Source organism: Streptomyces sp. Q2, from assembly GCF_056820935.1.
Genome location: NZ_JBXEJE010000029.1, coordinates 100,840 through 117,320, shown reverse-complemented (window position 1 = coordinate 117,320; position 16,481 = coordinate 100,840). Strand labels below are relative to the sequence as shown.

The 16,481-nt window shown below is 70.9% G+C and carries 16 protein-coding genes; 13 read left to right on the top strand and 3 right to left on the bottom strand.

Annotation, left to right across the window (positions count from 1 at the left end):
* Positions 1 to 135 precede the first annotated feature (135 nt).
* The 10 genes from ACWBNA_RS30465 to ACWBNA_RS30420 all read left to right on the top strand — a co-directional run bounded on the left by ACWBNA_RS30465 (position 136) and on the right by ACWBNA_RS30420 (position 10,449).
* Positions 136 to 495, top strand: a complete 360-nt coding sequence (locus tag ACWBNA_RS30465; protein WP_482707730.1) for an arsenate reductase family protein — start codon at positions 136 to 138, stop codon at positions 493 to 495.
* An 85-nt stretch (positions 496 to 580) separates the two neighbouring features.
* The gene (locus ACWBNA_RS30460; RefSeq protein WP_482707729.1) at positions 581 to 1,390 is read left to right on the top strand and encodes a hypothetical protein; all 810 of its coding nucleotides are present in this window, start codon (positions 581 to 583) and stop codon (positions 1,388 to 1,390) included.
* A gap of 108 nt (positions 1,391 to 1,498) precedes the next feature.
* Entirely contained in the window at positions 1,499 to 2,176 is a 678-nt protein-coding gene (locus tag ACWBNA_RS30455) for an RlpA-like double-psi beta-barrel domain-containing protein (protein ID WP_482707728.1), read from the top strand.
* A 362-nt stretch (positions 2,177 to 2,538) separates the two neighbouring features.
* Positions 2,539 to 3,567, top strand: a complete 1,029-nt coding sequence (gene glnII, locus ACWBNA_RS30450) for a glutamine synthetase (protein WP_482707727.1) — start codon at positions 2,539 to 2,541, stop codon at positions 3,565 to 3,567.
* Between the two features lie 278 nt (positions 3,568 to 3,845).
* Positions 3,846 to 4,691, top strand: coding sequence for a DUF6891 domain-containing protein (locus tag ACWBNA_RS30445; RefSeq protein ID WP_482707726.1), 846 nt, complete (start codon positions 3,846 to 3,848; stop codon positions 4,689 to 4,691).
* Between the two features lie 333 nt (positions 4,692 to 5,024).
* On the top strand, positions 5,025 to 5,600 hold the full coding sequence (locus tag ACWBNA_RS30440) for a winged helix-turn-helix domain-containing protein (protein WP_482707725.1): 576 nt from the start codon (positions 5,025 to 5,027) through the stop codon (positions 5,598 to 5,600).
* An 87-nt stretch (positions 5,601 to 5,687) separates the two neighbouring features.
* A complete protein-coding gene (locus tag ACWBNA_RS30435) occupies positions 5,688 to 6,707 on the top strand; it encodes an SDR family oxidoreductase (protein WP_482707724.1) in 1,020 nt (339 codons plus the stop codon).
* A 52-nt stretch (positions 6,708 to 6,759) separates the two neighbouring features.
* On the top strand, positions 6,760 to 8,046 hold the full coding sequence (locus tag ACWBNA_RS30430; protein WP_482707723.1) for a sensor histidine kinase: 1,287 nt from the start codon (positions 6,760 to 6,762) through the stop codon (positions 8,044 to 8,046).
* Entirely contained in the window at positions 8,031 to 8,684 is a 654-nt protein-coding gene (locus ACWBNA_RS30425) for a LuxR C-terminal-related transcriptional regulator (RefSeq protein ID WP_482707722.1), read from the top strand. Before ACWBNA_RS30430 ends, ACWBNA_RS30425 begins: the two co-directional genes overlap by 16 nt.
* Positions 8,685 to 8,886: 202 nt before the next feature.
* Positions 8,887 to 10,449 carry a DUF1996 domain-containing protein gene (locus ACWBNA_RS30420; protein ID WP_482707721.1) on the top strand — a complete coding sequence of 521 codons (1,563 nt, stop codon included), beginning with the start codon at positions 8,887 to 8,889 and terminating at the stop codon, positions 10,447 to 10,449.
* Positions 10,450 to 10,535: 86 nt separating this feature from the next.
* On the opposite strand, the gene ACWBNA_RS30415 is transcribed toward ACWBNA_RS30420, so the two are convergent.
* Entirely contained in the window at positions 10,536 to 10,961 is a 426-nt protein-coding gene (locus ACWBNA_RS30415; RefSeq protein ID WP_482707720.1) for a hypothetical protein, read from the bottom strand.
* A 136-nt stretch (positions 10,962 to 11,097) separates the two neighbouring features.
* On the opposite strand from ACWBNA_RS30415, the gene ACWBNA_RS30410 reads away from it, so the two are divergent.
* The 3 genes from ACWBNA_RS30410 to ACWBNA_RS30400 all read left to right on the top strand — a co-directional run bounded on the left by ACWBNA_RS30410 (position 11,098) and on the right by ACWBNA_RS30400 (position 14,410).
* The gene (locus ACWBNA_RS30410) at positions 11,098 to 11,598 is read left to right on the top strand and encodes a tetratricopeptide repeat protein (RefSeq protein WP_482707719.1); all 501 of its coding nucleotides are present in this window, start codon (positions 11,098 to 11,100) and stop codon (positions 11,596 to 11,598) included.
* Positions 11,599 to 11,647: 49 nt separating this feature from the next.
* On the top strand, positions 11,648 to 13,597 hold the full coding sequence (locus ACWBNA_RS30405) for a hypothetical protein (RefSeq protein ID WP_482707718.1): 1,950 nt from the start codon (positions 11,648 to 11,650) through the stop codon (positions 13,595 to 13,597).
* Between the two features lie 123 nt (positions 13,598 to 13,720).
* Entirely contained in the window at positions 13,721 to 14,410 is a 690-nt protein-coding gene (locus ACWBNA_RS30400; protein ID WP_482707717.1) for a TetR/AcrR family transcriptional regulator, read from the top strand.
* Between the two features lie 8 nt (positions 14,411 to 14,418).
* Here ACWBNA_RS30400 and ACWBNA_RS30395 read toward each other — a convergent pair whose 3' ends face one another.
* Together ACWBNA_RS30395 and ACWBNA_RS30390 are read right to left on the bottom strand one after the other, a co-directional pair.
* Positions 14,419 to 14,769 carry a 5-carboxymethyl-2-hydroxymuconate Delta-isomerase gene (locus ACWBNA_RS30395; protein WP_482707716.1) on the bottom strand — a complete coding sequence of 117 codons (351 nt, stop codon included), beginning with the start codon at positions 14,767 to 14,769 and terminating at the stop codon, positions 14,419 to 14,421.
* A 56-nt stretch (positions 14,770 to 14,825) separates the two neighbouring features.
* On the bottom strand, positions 14,826 to 16,448 hold the full coding sequence (locus tag ACWBNA_RS30390; RefSeq protein ID WP_482707759.1) for a SpoIIE family protein phosphatase: 1,623 nt from the start codon (positions 16,446 to 16,448) through the stop codon (positions 14,826 to 14,828).
* Positions 16,449 to 16,481 lie beyond the last annotated feature (33 nt).

The following is a 16,481-nucleotide window of genomic DNA, read 5'->3' as shown; positions in this document are numbered from 1 at the left end:
ATCTCGACACCCCGGTGACACCCTCGAACACTGCTTCTATTCTACTGCCCGGCACTGACAAAAGCCCCTGGCCAAAGGGCTGCAGGGGGCGCTGTGACACAGGTGGAAGACGGGTTTTCGCGTACCGTGGCGCGCATGGAGATCTGGATCAACCCGGCCTGTTCGAAGTGCCGCAGCGCGCTCACGCTGCTCGACGCGGAGGGCGCGGAGTACACCGTGCGCCGCTATCTGGAGGACGTGCCGAGCGAGGACGAGATCCGTGGCGTCCTCGACCGCCTCGGCCTCGAACCCTGGGACATCACCCGCACCCAGGAGGCCGCCGCGAAGGAGCTCGGCCTCAAGGAGTGGCCGCGCGACGACAGTTCGCGCGACCGCTGGATCGCCGCCCTCGCCGGGCATCCCAAGCTGATCCAGCGCCCGATCATCACCGCGGACGACGGTACGGCGGTGGTGGCCCGCACCGACGAGGCCGTACGCGACGCCTTGTCCCGGTAGTCCCGGTGGTCCCGGTGGTCCCGGTAGTCAATGGTTTGTCGGGCGACGGGAGTTCGGAGGGCTCGCGCTGTTACCCTCCGCCGCCATGACCTTCGGTGATCAAGGAATGCCGCACACCTCCGACCCGTACGCCTCATGGGTGGCGGAACAGGAGCACATACGCAGAAGACGCCGCACCCGGCGCGCGGCCGCCGCCGGCACGGGCGTCGTCCTCGTGGCCGCGATCGTCGTGGGCGCGGTGATGTACGCGGGCGGTCGCGACGGCGAGAGGGCCACGGCCACTCCCCTGACGTCGGCGACCACGGACACCGGCACTCTCGTCCCGTCCGTCACCGGATCCCTCCCCGCCGACGCCCCGACCGCGCTGCCCTCCCTGCTCGCGCGGCCGGTCATCCGGCCCGAGCAGGCCTTCCCGGAGCAGAACGTGCGCCTGAAGGACGGGTCCCGGCACCACCGCGTCGACCTCGCCACCACCACCGACTGCGCCCGCGGCATGTCACCGGAGCTGGCCGCGCTGCTCGAACAGGGCAAGGGATGCGTCCGGTTGACGGCGGCACTGTTCACGGACACCGCACAGCGTTCGCAGGTGACGGTCAGCGTGCTGAGTTTCCGGCGTGTGGAGGACGCCTCGGCGGTGTTCGCGATGGCCTCGATGGACCCGGTGACGTATCAGGTGGTCTCCCTCGACCCGCCGCCCGGGGCGGGGCTGCCGACCGTGCCGCCCGGTTCGGCGGGGGTCTTCCGACGGCTGATGACCGTGCGCTCGGTGGTGTTCGCGAACGGGCAGTGGGGCGACGGGGCACAGACGGGGGAGGCCGAACTCACGGGCCTGACCGAGGGGTTGCTCCAGCACGTCAACGACACGGTGGTGGCGTACGAGCAGGGCGACAGCTGACACCAGGTGTGACGCGCACCACTTTGGTGACTCCTGTCAACGCTGAGTCACGACGTTCGGTATCTCGTACATAGCGGCGTACGCTTCCCTACCTCTCAGGAGCCGCGCATGTCGCGTAGGAGAACGCTCGGCACGAAGAAGAAGCTCGCGCTGCTGGTGAGTGCCGCGACGGTGGCGGGAGGCGGCGTCTTCGTCATGGCGGCCACCTCGAACGCCGCGCAGTCCCCGCAGACGGCCGCCGAGTCGACCGTCTGCCAGGGCCTCGCCACCGCCCTCGGCAACAACCAGCGGTTCATCGACGGCCAGCGGGCCGCCCCGGACGCGCAGTCCGAGGCCCGGATCGCCAACCGCGAGGCCGTCGTCGCCCAGATCAAGGTGCAGCAGGAGGCGTCCGGGTGTGTCGTCGGGGAGTCGGCTCAGGACTCCCAGGCGAAGCAGCCGGAACAGCCGGCTCAGACCACGCCCCCCGCGCAGAACACGGCGCCCGCATCCACAGCGCCTCCCGCGCAGACCACGCCGCCCGCGCAGGCCGCTTCCGGTCAGCAGGTGTGCAACGGCTCGACCGTCACCCTGTCCGGCGAGGCCGGCGCCCCGGCCGCGTCCAGCAACCAGTTCCCGGCCGGGACGAAGCTGAAGGTCACCAACCTGGACAACAACAAGTCCACGACGGTGGAGGTCACCTCGGTCTCGGGCAGCTGTGCGCTGCTCAACAACGCGGCCTTCGAACAGGTACGGGAGCCCGGCAAGTTCCTGATCCGCCGGGCACTGATCGAGAAGGTGGGGTGATGCGAGGACGCCGGTAGCCGTACGTGTCACCGGTCCCGCCGCCCCCGGCCAGGGGCGGCGGGACCGGCATGTCCTGATCTTGCATGCCCCCGCACCCCGCCCCCAACCTCATCGCATACGAGCCGCCCCCGCGCTCCTTTTCGTCCGTGTTTCGCGTCCCTCCGCGCCCCATCCCCCCGCCGCGAGGACCCTCACAGCGTGAGTCGCGACACAGCACCACCAGGTAACACGGGGTTCACATTCGAGCAATGACCGGGAAATCGCCTGTTGACAGGCTGCGTGGCATCGAAAGCGGTGCCCCAGTGCCGCAGCGCCGCAGCACCCGCAAGTGCGTCTAGACACACCCCCGAAGGAAGTGGCCCGTGACCTTCAAGGCTGAGTACATCTGGATCGACGGCACCCAGCCGACGGCGAAGCTCCGTTCCAAGACGAAGATACTGGCCGACGACGCCAAGGGTGCCGAGCTGGGGATCTGGGGCTTCGACGGGTCTTCCACGAACCAGGCCGAGGGCCACGCCTCGGACCGTGTCCTCAAGCCGGTCTTCTCCTGCCCGGATCCGATCCGCGGCGGCGACGACATCCTCGTCATGTGCGAGGTCCTCAACATCGACATGACGCCGCACGAGTCCAACACCCGTGCCGCGCTGGTCGAGGTCGCCGAGAAGTTCGCCTCCCAGGAGCCGATCTTCGGCATCGAGCAGGAGTACACGTTCTTCAAGGACGGCTACCCCCTCGGCTTCCCCAAGGGCGGTTTCCCGGCCCCGCAGGGCGGCTACTACTGCGGTGTCGGCGCCGACGAGATCTTCGGCCGTGACATCGTCGAGGCGCACCTGGAGAACTGCCTCAAGGCGGGCCTCGCGATCTCCGGCATCAACGCCGAGGTCATGCCCGGCCAGTGGGAGTTCCAGGTCGGCCCGGTCTCCCCGCTGGAGGTCTCCGACCACCTGTGGATCGCCCGCTGGCTGCTCTACCGCACCGCCGAGGACTTCGGCGTCGCCGCGACGCTGGACCCGAAGCCGGTGAAGGGCGACTGGAACGGCGCCGGTGCGCACACCAACTTCTCCACCAAGGCGATGCGCGAGGGCTACGACGCGATCATCACCGCGTGCGAGTCGCTCGGTGAGGGCTCCAAGCCGCTCGACCACGTCAAGCACTACGGCGCCGGCATCGACGACCGCCTGACCGGTCTGCACGAGACCGCCCCGTGGAACGAGTACTCCTACGGTGTCTCCAACCGTGGCGCCTCGGTCCGTATCCCGTGGCAGGTCGAGAAGGACGGCAAGGGCTACATCGAGGACCGCCGTCCGAACGCGAACGTCGACCCGTACCTGGTGACGCGCCTCATCGTCGACACCTGCTGCTCCGCGCTGGAGAAGGCCGGCCAGGTCTGATCACCACTGCTTCCCGCAAGGGGCGCCCGCCATCTCGGCGGGCGCCCTTTGCGCGTATCGTGCGCTGCCATGGAGACCGACGAGGGCCTCGCGATCAAGGTCGCGACGGAGAACCGGCAGACACACGCCCGGATTTCGGCGCCGCGGCTGAGCGAGCTGGTGCACCGCATCGGCGGTGAGGACGACCACTTCCTCGTCGTGCAGCGGATACCGGACCGGCCGGGGGTCTTCATCCAGGTCGCCCACGAACGGGNTCGGCGCCGCGGCTGAGCGAGCTGGTGCACCGCATCGGCGGTGAGGACGACCACTTCCTCGTCGTGCAGCGGATACCGGACCGGCCGGGGGTCTTCATCCAGGTCGCCCACGAACGGGGCGGGGTGTACGAGTTCCAGCACCGCACGGGATCCGTGCCGTACATGTGGATCACCGAGGTGCCGGACCCGGACCTCGTCGCCGCCGTGATGGCCCGCTGGGCGCGCCAGGAGACGGAATGGGACACCGGGATCACCTGGCGGCGCGACGAACTCGCGCCGCCCGAGGAGGTGCCCGAGCCCGATCCGGAGCTCGCGGCGCGGGCCGAGAGGTACGTGCGGGAGATGCTCGACGACGGCTACCTCGGCATCGAGAAGCTGATCCAGGAGACGGTGTACCTGGTGCAGGACCGCGCTGCCGAGCCGCCCCTGTCCTCGGCACAGGCGCGCCGGATCGTGGAACGGCTGTGGCTGGAGCGGGTCGAGGAACAGGCCGCGTGGACCGGCCAGACCGACCCGGACCGGCTGGAACAGGCCTTCGCCGCGCTGGAGCACCAGGGCATCGTCGCCCGCGAGAACTTCACCTGCTGTCGCAGCTGCGGCATGGCGGAGATCGGCGCCGAGGCGGACGGCAGGGAAAGGGCCCGGGGCTTCGTCTTCTTCCACCACCAGTGCACCCGCGGCGCGGCGGAAGGAGACGGACTCACGCTGCACTACGGCGGGTTCGACGACTCGCAGGAGACCACGAGGGCCGTCGGACACGACGTCGTCGCGGCGCTCGGCGCGGCCGGGCTGTCCGCACAGTGGGACGGCGATCCGGACAAGGCGATCGACGTCACGCCCCTGACCTGGCGCAAACGCCTGGTGGGGTGAGGCCGGCGCGAGCGACTTCACGCCAGGCCGCCGTCCAAGCAGTGAGAGCAGGCTCCTGTTGCGGGCCTGCGTCTGCTTCAATGGGGCCATGGCCGGCTTCCAGAACCACACCGCGACGGGTCGCCATGACCTCGAGCCGTTCTGGCCTTCCCGTCAGCACCACGACTTCGACCGGGTGTGTTGCCGCGCGATGAACGCGCCGGCCCTCTAAAGCCGCACATCCCCGGCCTTCGGCCGGCGCGAAACGACGTAGGTCCTCTCGACGAACCCGACCACGAACTCGGGGCCGTCGGCCTTCCTGACGAATCTCTCGCGCGAAAGAGCTGACCTCTCATGGCGACCACTCGTTCTCTCTCCCCCGCCGCCCTCCCCTCCTCCAACGGTTCGCGTCATCGTCTGCGCGCCGTCGACCGGGACGAGGTGATCGACGTCGCGGAGTTCCTGCCGCCGGGCGCCACCTGGCTGCCCGCTCCTCCGCACACCCTCCCCACCCTGCCGGGCCGGCCGCCGATGATCGGCTACCTGGTGCTGGTCCCGGCCGACCAGCAGCCGCCGTTCCTGCCGGTGGCGGTGCCGGACGCGCCGGCGGCCGGCACGCCGGGCGCCGACGCCGGGGACCCGCTCGTCCGCATCGACACCGTGCAGCGCACGGCCGAGGTGAACGGGCGCGAACTCGACCTCACCTACCTGGAGTTCGAGCTCCTGGCGCATCTGGTCACCCACCCCCACCGGGTGCACACCCGCGACCAGCTGGTCACCACGGTGTGGGGGTACGGCCATGTCGGCGACGGCCGCACGGTCGACGTCCACATCGCCCGGCTGCGCCGCAAGCTGGGCTCCGAGAACCGTCAGGCGATCCAGACGGTACGCCGGGTGGGCTACAAGTACGCACCGCCGACCGGGCGCTGAGCTCCCCCCTGAGCCTCCGGTTCCTCTCCGCTCTGCCGACGGCAGATCCGGGTTCCCTCCCGCCGCTCCACCGGGCACAGTCCCGGCATGAGACTTCTGATGCTGGGCGGTACGGAGTTCGTGGGACGGGCCGTCGTCGAGGCGGCCGTCGGGCGCGGCTGGGAGGTGACCGTCTTCCACCGGGGACGGCACGAACCCCCAACCGGCGTGCGGTCGCTGCACGGTGACCGCACCGCGCCCGACGGGCTCGCCGCCCTCACGGAGGGCGAGTGGGACGTCGTCGTCGACACCTGGTCGGCCGCGCCCCGTGCGGTGCGTGACTCGGCGCGGCTGCTGCGGGGCCGCGCCGAGCGGTACGTGTACGTGTCGAGCCGCTCGGTGTACGCCTGGCCTCGGGCCGCCGGACACGGCGAGGACACGCCCCTGGTGGAGGGCGCCTCGGCCGACGCCGACCAGAGCGACTACGCCCGGGACAAGCGGGGCGGCGAGTTGGCCGCCGTCGAGGCCTTCGGCACGGACCGCTCCCTGCTCGTACGGGCCGGGCTGATCCTCGGGCCGTACGAGAACATCGGCCGGCTGCCCTGGTGGCTGACCCGGATCGCCCGCGGCGGACCCGTCCTCGCGCCCGGGCCGCGTGACCTCCCCATCCAGTACGTCGACGTCCGTGACCTCGCACGATGGACCCTCGACTCGGTGGAGCGACAGGCGAGCGGACCGTACGACCTCGTCAGTCCCTCGGGGCACGCCACCATGGGCACGCTCCTCGACGCCTGCGTCGACGTCACCGGCGGGGCCGCCGAGTTGCGCTGGACCGCGCCGGACGTCGTCCTCGACGCGGGCATCGAGCCGTGGCTGCACCTGCCGGTGTGGCTGCCGCCGGACAGCGAGGGACACGCGGCCCTGCACAGGTCGGACGTCTCCAGGGCGATCGCGGCGGGCCTGCGCTGCCGCCCGGTCACCGAGACCGTGGCGGACACCTGGACCTGGCTGCGAAGCATCGGCGGCGTGCCACCACAACGTCCCGACCGGCCGGTGGTGGGACTCGATCCGGAGATCGAGGCGAAGGTCCTCGCGGCGGCCGTAGGTGTACCTGGCACCACCCCCTGACCGGCCGTCCAACCCCCGTGACCCCTGCCTGCCGCTCGGCCAGACTGACGGCATGAACACCGACACGAAAGACGACGGCGGGGGTTCGAAGGCCCGGGGGATGCTGCTCGCCGGCGTACGGGGGCTCGTGCTGGCCGTGGCCGTGCTGCCGTTCACGATCGTCTGCTACGTCCTGGCCCTGGTCTCCATCGCGCTGATTCCCCTCGGCCTCGGTGCCGTCACGACCCCGTGGATCCTGACCGCGGTGCGGGCTCTCGCGGACAACCGCCGTGAACTCGCGCAGAGATGGTGCGGCATACGCATCCCCTCGGCGTACCGGCCGCTGCCCGAGACCGCCAACCCGTTCAAGCGCACCTACGCGCTGCTGCGGGACCCGGCGACCTGGCGGGACGTGCGCTGGCTCCTGGTGGACATGACGGCGGGGTTCGTGACCGCTCTGCTGCCTGCCCTCCTGATCTTCTATCCCCTGGAGGGGTTCGCGCTGGCGGCCGGGCTGTGGCGGGTCTTCGCGGACACGACGGACGGGCCCTACTGGTACGGCTTCGTACCGGTCTCCGACCAGGCCTCCGCCTTCGGCGCCGCCGCTCTCGGCGCCGTCCTCCTCGTCCTCGCCCACCGGTACGCGGTCAGCGCGCTTCAGCTCCACTTCCGGCTCACCCGGGCGGTGCTCACTCCCAGCCAGGCCGAACTGGCCGAACGGGTGCGGGTCCTGACCGAGACCCGGCGCGACGCCGTCGACACCTCCGCCGCCGAGCTGCGGCGCATCGAGCGGGACCTGCACGACGGGGCGCAGGCCCGGCTGGTCGCGATGGGCATGGATCTCGGCACCATCGACATGCTGCTGGACAAGGACCCCGAGCAGGCACGGAAGTTGCTCGCGCAGGCCCGCCAGTCGTCCGTGGACGCCCTCGCCGAGCTGCGCGACCTGGTGCGCGGCATCCATCCGCCGGTGCTCGCCGAACGCGGACTGGGCGATGCCGTACGGGCGTTGGCGCTGCGGATGCCCGTGGCGACCGAGGTGGAGGTGGACCTGCCCGGCCGGGCGGACGAACCCGTCGAGTCGGCCGCGTACTTCGCGGTCAGCGAGGTGCTCACCAACGCGGCCAAGTACGCGGACGCCGACCGGATCTGGGTCGACCTGCACCACGTCGCGGAAGGCGGCGGCATGCTGCGGGTCTCCGTGACCGACAACGGCAGGGGAGGTGCGGTGATCGGGGCCGGTTCGGGACTGGCCGGAGTCGAGCGGCGACTGGGTACATTCGACGGCGTCCTGGCCGTCAGCAGTCCCGCGGGCGGCCCCACCATGGTCACCATGGAGATCCCTTGCGCGTTGTCCTAGCCGAAGACCTGTTCCTGCTGCGCGACGGACTCGTCCGGCTCCTGCAGGCCCACGACTTCGAGATCGTCGCGGCCGTCGAGAGCGGGCCGGAGCTGGCCGCCGCGCTGGCCGAACTGCAGCCGGACGTGGCGGTGGTCGACGTACGACTGCCGCCGACGCACACCGACGAGGGCCTGCAGTGCGCGCTGAACGCCCGCCGGGACAGACCCGGCCTGCCGGTGCTGGTCCTGTCGCAGCACGTGGAGCAGCTGTACGCACGTGAGCTGCTCGCCGACGGCAGCGGCGGGGTCGGCTATCTGCTCAAGGACCGGGTGTTCGACGCGGAGCAGTTCGTGGACGCCGTACGACGGGTCGCGGCGGGGGGAACGGCGATGGATCCGCAGGTGATCCAGCAGTTGTTGTCCCGGCGGGCGGCCGGCGACCAGCCGCTGGGCCGGCTCACGCCCCGTGAACGCGAGGTACTGGAACTGATGGCGCAGGGCCGCACCAACGCGGCGATCGCCGCCAAACTGGTGGTCACGGAGCGGGCGATCGCCAAGCACACCGCCAACATCTTCGCCAAACTGGGCCTGGAGGTGTCGGACGACGACAACCGCCGTGTTCTGGCGGTTCTCGCCTATCTCGACCACGGCCGCTGAAATGGGGACCCCGCTCGGGCACCTCCTGTGAGGGATCAACAACTCCTGGTGGTACCGGGGCAGTTGAAACCGAATTGTCTCGCGCATCTCTCACCAATTTCTGAGACGGCTGAACACCCGAGGGACTCCTTCCGTATTCAGGGACGCCGCTTCACTCCTGTCGGGCGCCTCGAATGCCCCGCAAGGAAGTCAGAGGAGTTCCATGGGACGCAACACAAGAAAACGCCGTATGCCGCTGGCCACCAAGGCCATCGCCGGAACGGCTGCCCTAGCGCTCGGTGGGGGCGGGCTGATCTGGGCCAACTTCTATGCCTCGGCGCACGAGGAGAACGGGGCCCAGAACCAGACCAAGGCCGCCGCCGCGCAGGTTGCGACGATCGACTGCCCGGATGTCGGCCAGCAGCTCACCGATGTGCCGGACAAGGCTCGGGCGGGCGTCGACAAGGAGCTGGCGCTGCTCGACCAGCAGGTCACGGAGGCCTACAAGCGTCTCGCTGACACACGCCAGGCCCAGGCGGGGGATGCCGGCTTCGTCAACAACGCCATTCTCGGCCCGCTGAAGTCCAAGCGGGTGGCCACCCTCGACCGGATCAACATCAACATCAAGCGGGTGGGCGGCCAAGCTCCGCAGGGGATGGACCAGCTCGCCGAGTGCGAAGGCGTGGTGGCCGACCAGCCGGAGGTCGTCGACGGCGAGGGCGGGGGCCAGAACAACGACGGTCAGGACCAGAACAACGACGGTCAGGACCAGGGTGGGGACCAGGGCCAGGACAACGGCCAGGACCAGGGCCAGGACAACGGCGGCCAGGAGGGCAACGGCGGTCAGGCCGGCAACGGCCCGGTGGCGGCCGACTTCCAGGACATCACCACCGTCCAGCCCAACGGCGGCCCGCAGGGCGTGAACGGCAACGGGCTCCCCGCGAACGGGAACGGCGGCTCGACGGGCACCTTCACGACGAGCTGTGGCACCAACGAGAACGAGAACCGCAACTCGGACAACGTGATCGTCGCTCCCGGTGTCAGCAATGGTGCGCAGCACCAGCACGACTACGTCGGCAACCAGGACAACGACGCGTTCGCGAGCGACGAGGACCTGGCGGCGGCGGACACCACCTGCGAGAACCAGGGCGACAAGTCGTCGTACTTCTGGCCGGTGCTGCGTGTGCAGGACGGTCAGGACGACATCGACGCGAACGCGGCCGGTGGCGGTCAGGACGGCAACGTCGGCACGATCCAGCAGGCCAGCGAGGCGCAGCTGAAGTTCGTCGGCAACAAGACGAGCGATGTCGTCGCGATGCCGAAGGCCCTGCGCATCATCACCGGTGACGCCAAGTCGTTCGTGAACGGCCTCAACAACGCCAACACGAACTGGAGCTGCACCGGCTTCGAGGACCGGCAACTGACGGACAAGTACCCGATCTGCCCCGAGGGCAGCTCGGTGGTACGGACGTCCTTCTTCCAGAGTTGCTGGGACGGCCAGAACATCGACAGTGCCAACCACCGCACCCACGTGGACTTCGTCGAGGCGGACGGCACCTGCTCCAACGGTTTCCAGGCCATCCCCCAGCTCCAGGTCCGTCTGGTCTACGACGTGCCGGCCCCGCAGATCGAGAACGGACAGGTCGTGAACCCGTTCGCGGTCGACTCCTTCCCGGACCAGCTGCACAAGCCGATCACCGACCACAACGACTTCATCAACTTCTTCGACGAGGACGTGATGAACCAGATGGTCGACTGCATCAACAGCGGTCAGCAATGCCAGTGACCTGCTAGGCATCCGGCACTGACCGACAAGGAAGCCGGCGGTGGGATCTCCCACCGCCGGCTTTCGCCTGCTCCCGCACCTCGCGGTCAGCTGGTGTGACTGTTGTGACTCCCACCGGGATTCATGTGGGCGGACCCCTCCTCCATGGTCCCGCCGAGCCGGCCGCGCAGCGCGGTGACCGTCTTCTCCTCGCCGACGGCGACCCACTTGCGACCGACCAGGTAGTAGCCGCCGTAGTCCTTCGCCCCGCTCAGCCATTCGGCCTGACCGCGGTCGGTGGAGAACGTGGCGAGGACGAACCTGCCGTCGGGGTTCTTGCAGATGGCCTGGCGGATCGTGTCCGCGTCCGTCTGCATGTTCGGATCGCACTTCGCCTCGGCGGCCAGGTGCTCCAGGCTGCCGGTCGCCGTCTCCGGCACAGCGGCCGCCTTCTCGCCGCCGGATCCGCAGCCCGTCAGCGCGAGCACCAGCGCCGCGCCGGTCAGCGCGAGCTTCGGTCGGGTCACCCTCATCTGTTCCTCCGGTCGCATGCATCAGACCATGCCTCAGCCGGCCCCGGCGAGGGGCCCGTCCCCTTCGATACGGTTCCGGAGCACGCAGCGCTCAAATCGAGTGCCCCGGCCGGCACGCCCGTGCGAAAGTGTCCCGGTGAACCAGGACTGGGAAGATCGCGTGACCACCGCGTGGGCCGGCTTCGACGACTACACGGAAGAGGATGCCGCGGCCTTCCGCGCGGTGATCGACGCACTCGTCGCCGAGCTGCCGACGGACAGCCCGCTCGGCCCCTTCGAGCAGGCCTGCGCCTGGGACTCCACGGGTCACTCGGACAAGGCGGTTCCGCTGTACCGGGAAGCGCTCGCGCGCGGTCTCGACGGCTACAAGGGGCGGCGTGCCAAGATCCAGCTGTCCAGCTCCCTGCGGAACACCGGGCGGGCGGAGGAGGGCGTCAAGCTCCTGACACCCGAACTGGACGGCCCCTCGGACGAGTTGGACGACGCGGTACGCGCGACGCTCGCCCTGTGTCTGTCGAGTCTCGGCCGTGACCGCGAGGGCCTGGCCCTCGTCCTGGGCGCCCTCGCACCCCATCTGCCGCGCTACCAGCGGTCGATGGCGAACTACGCGCGGGCCCTGGTCGAGTCGGAGGGCTGAGTCACCCGGGTGACGGTGACCAACCACCGATTCGCTCGTTCTGCTGAACGTGCAGTCACAGGATGTCGCCCCGCGCCCCGCACCCGGCTCCGGCTCCGGCTCCGCCGCCGCTTCCTCGTCGTCCGACCCGCTCGTCGACGTCGAGCAGGCCGAGGCGGCGCTCGTCGAGCACTACCCCCGGCTCGTCCGGCTCGCCTATCTGGTGCTGCCGCCGGGCCTCGGCCGCAACCGGCGCGTCCTGACCGCGCACGCGCTCACCCAGCGCGCCCTGCCCCGGGGGCGGACGCCCGCGCCGGTGATCCCCGCCCAGTCGACGGGGCGCGAGGGCGACCCGGGCTACGCCTTCGTCCGGCTCCGGGTGCTGCGTACGGCCCTGGAGGCGGGTCTGCCGCTGACGCTCAGGGCGTGGCCCAAGCGGTCGCAGCTGCCGCCGCTGCTACCCCAGGTGTGGGGCCTGCGCCTCTTCCCGCGCTCCGGCGGCGCCGACGAACTCGCCCTGGACCAGCGACTGTCCGCCCTGTCCGGACCGGCCCGCGCCGCGTACGTGCTGCGCGGCCTGGAGAAGCTCCCGGACGGCGACGTACGCGAGGTGCTGACGGCCGCGGGCGTCGACGACGTGGACGACGCGCTGGACGAGGCCGACGAGGTCGCCGCGCAGTACGCGCTGCTCGGCTCCCCCGAGTTCGACCCCTGTTCGCTGCAGGCACGGCCCACCGACCTGATGCGGCGCCGCCAGCACATGAAGGCGGCGCTCGCCGCCGCGGCGGCCGTCGCCGTGTGCGGGGCGCTGCTCGGCCTGCCCGGCGACGGCTGGGCACCCGACGGCGCCGCCGCCCCGCCGTACGCGCAGAACCCGGCGGCCCAGGCCGCCCTCGACCCGGCCCGGTTGACCAGGGTCCCGGCCACCGCCTGGCAGGCCGCCGCGCGCCACGACTTCTCCGTGTGGCCCGCCCGCGGCGACCTCACCGGCGACAAGGCGCTGCTGCGTCGCGCCCTCGCCGTCTGGGCCCGCCCCGGCGAGACCGTACAGGTCTCCGCGACCCCGGGTACCCCGTCGGGCGGCCCGGCGGGCCCGCCCCAGCTGCTGTACGCCGGGAACGTCGACAACGCGCGCGTGGTGATCCTCTACGACGGTCTGCGCATCGCCCGGTACGCGGAACCGAAGGACAGCACGAAGGGCGCCGCCCTCGACTTCGCGCGGGTGGACGGCGCGACCGGCGCCGAGGCGAACGCGGTGGTGCTGGGCCGGGCCGACGGCAACGTCCGCTATCTGACCGCCCCTTGGGTGAGGAAGGCTGCCGAGCGGGACCTGCTGAAGCCGGGCTCCGGCGCGATGGACCTCACGGTGACCGACGGCGTCACCTCGCCGCTGGCGAGCGCCGCCCAGCAGACCGGCGCGTGCACCTCGTGGAACGTGCTCCAGCTGACGGACGGCTCCGGCACCCGCCTGTCGACCGACCTCGGCGAACTGGTCCCGGCCCGCCTCACCACCGGCCGGCCGGGCTCGACGCACGACGCGTCCGGCGCGGCGGGACTGCGCGCCTGGGCACCCTTCGCCTGCTCCCTGTCCGCCGTGCGCTCCCAGGGCGTGCGGTCGGTGAACGCGTGGGAGTACGCCACCCAGCCGCTGCCCGACGCGAGCGGCTCGGCCTCGTGGGTGTGCACCCGCGCCGAGACCTGGCGGGGCGGCGGTACGCGCGTACTGGCGCAGTTCCGTACGCCGGGCGGGCCGTACGGGGCGGTGGCGGCGAAGGCCGAGAACGTACCGGCCTGCGGCCCGCGCGATCCGCACGTGCTGGCCGGGGTGCTGTGGAAGTCGGAGGCGGGTTCCTGGTACCTGCTGGCGGCGGGCAGCCGCGACACTGCGTCGATCACGACGACGGGCGGCGTCGGCGGCTTCGCCCAGGGCAACCTGCTGGCCGTGGAGACGAAGCAGGGGGCCCAGGCCGGCCTGACGGGGAAGCTGGAGAGCGGACGGTCGATCGACGCTCTGCGCTAGGCCCTGTCGTAGCGGAACAGCCGGTGCCGCATCCACTCGAAGTGATCGTCTTGTGGCGGATTCGTGAACACCGCTGGCCGCTCCGGTCCGTTCGGGGCCGGATCCGATCGGTAAGGTGTTCGTATGACTACCGGGGTACGTCGCAGAATGGGTGTCGAGGAGCGGCGGCAGCAGTTGATCGGCGTCGCCCTCGAACTGTTCAGCCGTCGTTCGCCCGACGAGGTCTCCATCGACGAGATAGCGGCGGCCGCCGGCATCTCGCGCCCGCTGGTCTACCACTACTTCCCCGGCAAACTCAGCCTGTACGAGGCCGCGTTGAAGCGTGCGTCGGAGGATCTGGCGAGCCGGTTCGTCGAACCGCGGGAGGGGCCGCTGGGGGCCCGGCTGCAGCGGGTGATGCGCCGGTTCTTCGACTTCGTCGACGATCACGGGCCCGGTTTCTCGGCGTTGATGCGCGGCGGCCCGGCCGTCGGCTCGTCGGCGACGAACGCGCTCATCGACTCCGTGCGCCAGGCCGCGTACGACCAGATCCTTTCGCATCTGCGGGTGGAGAACCCTCCCGCGCGCCTGGAACTGGTCATCCGCTCCTGGATCTCGCTCGCCGAGTCGACCGCGCTGATCTGGCTGGACGGCCGGCGCATCCCGCGCGGCGAGCTGGAGGTGCAACTCGTGCACGACTTCGCCGCGCTGGCCGCCGTGAGCGCCGCCCACGACGAGGAGATGGCCGCGCTGACGCGGCACATGTTCCGGGACGAGCCGGCCGACGGGCCGTTCACCGACCTGGCCACCCGGCTGATCGCACTGACCTCCTAGGTCTTCCCCTAGCGTTCCAGCTTGCGGTACGAGGGGTCCAGGTCGCGGACCTCGGCGGTGGCGTGCAGGGGGAAGCCCTCGTCCTTCACATGCTGGTGCAGCAGTGCCACGACGGTTTCGGTCAGCTTCGCCTTGGTCTCGTCGGTGCGCCCGGCGAGCAGGCCGATCGTGACGTGGACGACCGCGTGCCCCTCGTCGAAGCCGACCAGCGTGTACTCGCTGCTACGGAACTGCGTCTTGCACGCCTCCGGCTTGGCCGCGGCGATCTCGACCGTCGCCGAGTGCAGCGCCTCGGCGAAGCCGGCCCGGTTGAAGGCGGGAGCCATCACGGCGGAGTAGTCGACGGTGATCTGCGGCATGGGCACTCCTGTTCTAGGGGACAGGAGTCACCTTAGTTCTTCAGTCGCAGCGCCAGTTAGTTCTTCAGTTGCAGCGCCAGCATGGCGATGTCGTCCTCACGGTCGTGGCCGAAGCAGGCCAGGAGCGTGTCGCACAGGGCGTCCAGGCCGGGCAGGGCACCGGTGGCGGCCGCGCGGAGGTGCTCCATCGAGGCCGCCAGGTCCGTGCCGCGGGTCTCGATCAGGCCGTCGGTGACCATGAGGAGCCGGTCGGTCGGTTCGAGGAACAGCTCGGTGGGCGCCGGGTGGGGCAGGCCCAGGCCGAGCAGCGGGCCGGATGCCTTGGTGTAGTCGGCGCTACCGGTGTCCCGGATGATCAGCGGCGGGATGTGCCCCGCGTTGGCGATGCGGGTGCGTCCGGTGGCGGGGTCGATCAGGGCCAGGCACACGGTGGCGGTGACGTCGTCGTGGTAGTGCTGGAGCATCCGGTCGAGCCGCTCGGCGAGGACGGCCGGGTCGCTCTCGTCGACGCAGTAGGCGCGCAGCGCGTGCCGGATCTCGACCATGACCGTCGCCGCCTCCAGCGAGTGCCCGACGACGTCGCCGACCGCGGTGAGCACGCCCTCGCGGGTGCGCAGCGCGGCATAGAAGTCCCCGCCGATCTCGGTCTCCCGGGACGCGGGCACGTAGCGGACCACGACGTCCATGCCCGGCAGTACGGGCAGTCGGTGCGGCTGGGGCAGGAAGCTGTGCTGGAGGGTGAGGGCGACATGCCGCTCGACCTGGTACATCAGCAGCGGCTCGGCGGCGAGCGCGGTGGCCTGTGCGAGCCGGGCCACCAGGGCCTCGGTGTCCGGGTCCACCGGGCGCACCCCGCGGGTGGGGGTGGCCAGGCACACCGCGGAGTTGCCGTCCTGGGTGAGGATCAGCACCAGGCGGGCGTCGTGCTGCACGCCGGGCCGGAAGAACCCGGCGGGCCACAGCGGCGCGGCAACCGTGGTGATCTGCACTCCGGCCTGCCCGCGGGTGAGCCGCCGGAGCAGGCCGGCCACGGCCCGGTGGGCGCCCTCGTCCGGCAGCGCGATCGAGGTGCGGTCCCGGGAGATCCCGCGCAGCAGCACGTCGTCCGGGCCGAGGACGAAGACGGCGGCGGGCGTGCCGGTGAGCCGTGCGGTGCCCTCGGCGGCCGCCTCGGCGAGTTCCTGCAGGGAGCGGGCGGCCTGCACGGTCACGATGGTCTCCGACAGCAGCGTCAGCCGCCGTGCCAGCGCCTGGTAGTCGGCCCGCAGCCGTGCCGTGCGCACCGCGGCCCGGATGACCGCGTCGATCTCCGCGGGCTCGGCGGGCACCGTCAGATACGCCTCGCCGCCCGCGTCCAGCCCCTGGCAGCGGTCGCCCGGTTCCATGGCGGCGGCCGAGAAGTGCACGACGGGCAGGCCGGCCGTCTGCGGCCGGCCCTTGATCCGGCGGCACAGTTCGAAGCCGCTCATGTCCGGCAGGTTCACGTCGACGAGGGCGACGTCCGGGAGTGTCCCCTTGCGCAGCCGTACGTCGAGTTCCATGAGCGCCTCCGAGCCGGAGGCGACCGGGACGACCCGATGACCGGCGCGGCGCAGCACGGCGCCCATGGCGTACCGGTTGGCCGCCACGTCGTCCACGACCAGCACGGTCGTCTCGGTCCGCTTGCCGTTGACATCCATCTGCCAGTCCCAGTTCCGGTCCTTGGACACACA

Coding starts and splice junctions, on each gene's coding strand:
- ACWBNA_RS30465 (WP_482707730.1), top strand. CDS start 136: ATGGAGATCTGGATCAACCCGGCCTGTTCGAAGTGCCGCAGCGCGCTC.
- ACWBNA_RS30460 (WP_482707729.1), top strand. CDS start 581: ATGACCTTCGGTGATCAAGGAATGCCGCACACCTCCGACCCGTACGCC.
- ACWBNA_RS30455 (WP_482707728.1), top strand. CDS start 1,499: ATGTCGCGTAGGAGAACGCTCGGCACGAAGAAGAAGCTCGCGCTGCTG.
- ACWBNA_RS30440 (WP_482707725.1), top strand. CDS start 5,025: ATGGCGACCACTCGTTCTCTCTCCCCCGCCGCCCTCCCCTCCTCCAAC.
- ACWBNA_RS30435 (WP_482707724.1), top strand. CDS start 5,688: ATGAGACTTCTGATGCTGGGCGGTACGGAGTTCGTGGGACGGGCCGTC.
- ACWBNA_RS30430 (WP_482707723.1), top strand. CDS start 6,760: ATGAACACCGACACGAAAGACGACGGCGGGGGTTCGAAGGCCCGGGGG.
- ACWBNA_RS30420 (WP_482707721.1), top strand. CDS start 8,887: ATGGGACGCAACACAAGAAAACGCCGTATGCCGCTGGCCACCAAGGCC.
- ACWBNA_RS30415 (WP_482707720.1), bottom strand. CDS start 10,961: ATGAGGGTGACCCGACCGAAGCTCGCGCTGACCGGCGCGGCGCTGGTG.
- ACWBNA_RS30400 (WP_482707717.1), top strand. CDS start 13,721: ATGACTACCGGGGTACGTCGCAGAATGGGTGTCGAGGAGCGGCGGCAG.
- ACWBNA_RS30395 (WP_482707716.1), bottom strand. CDS start 14,769: ATGCCGCAGATCACCGTCGACTACTCCGCCGTGATGGCTCCCGCCTTC.
- ACWBNA_RS30390 (WP_482707759.1), bottom strand. CDS start 16,448: ATGGATGTCAACGGCAAGCGGACCGAGACGACCGTGCTGGTCGTGGAC.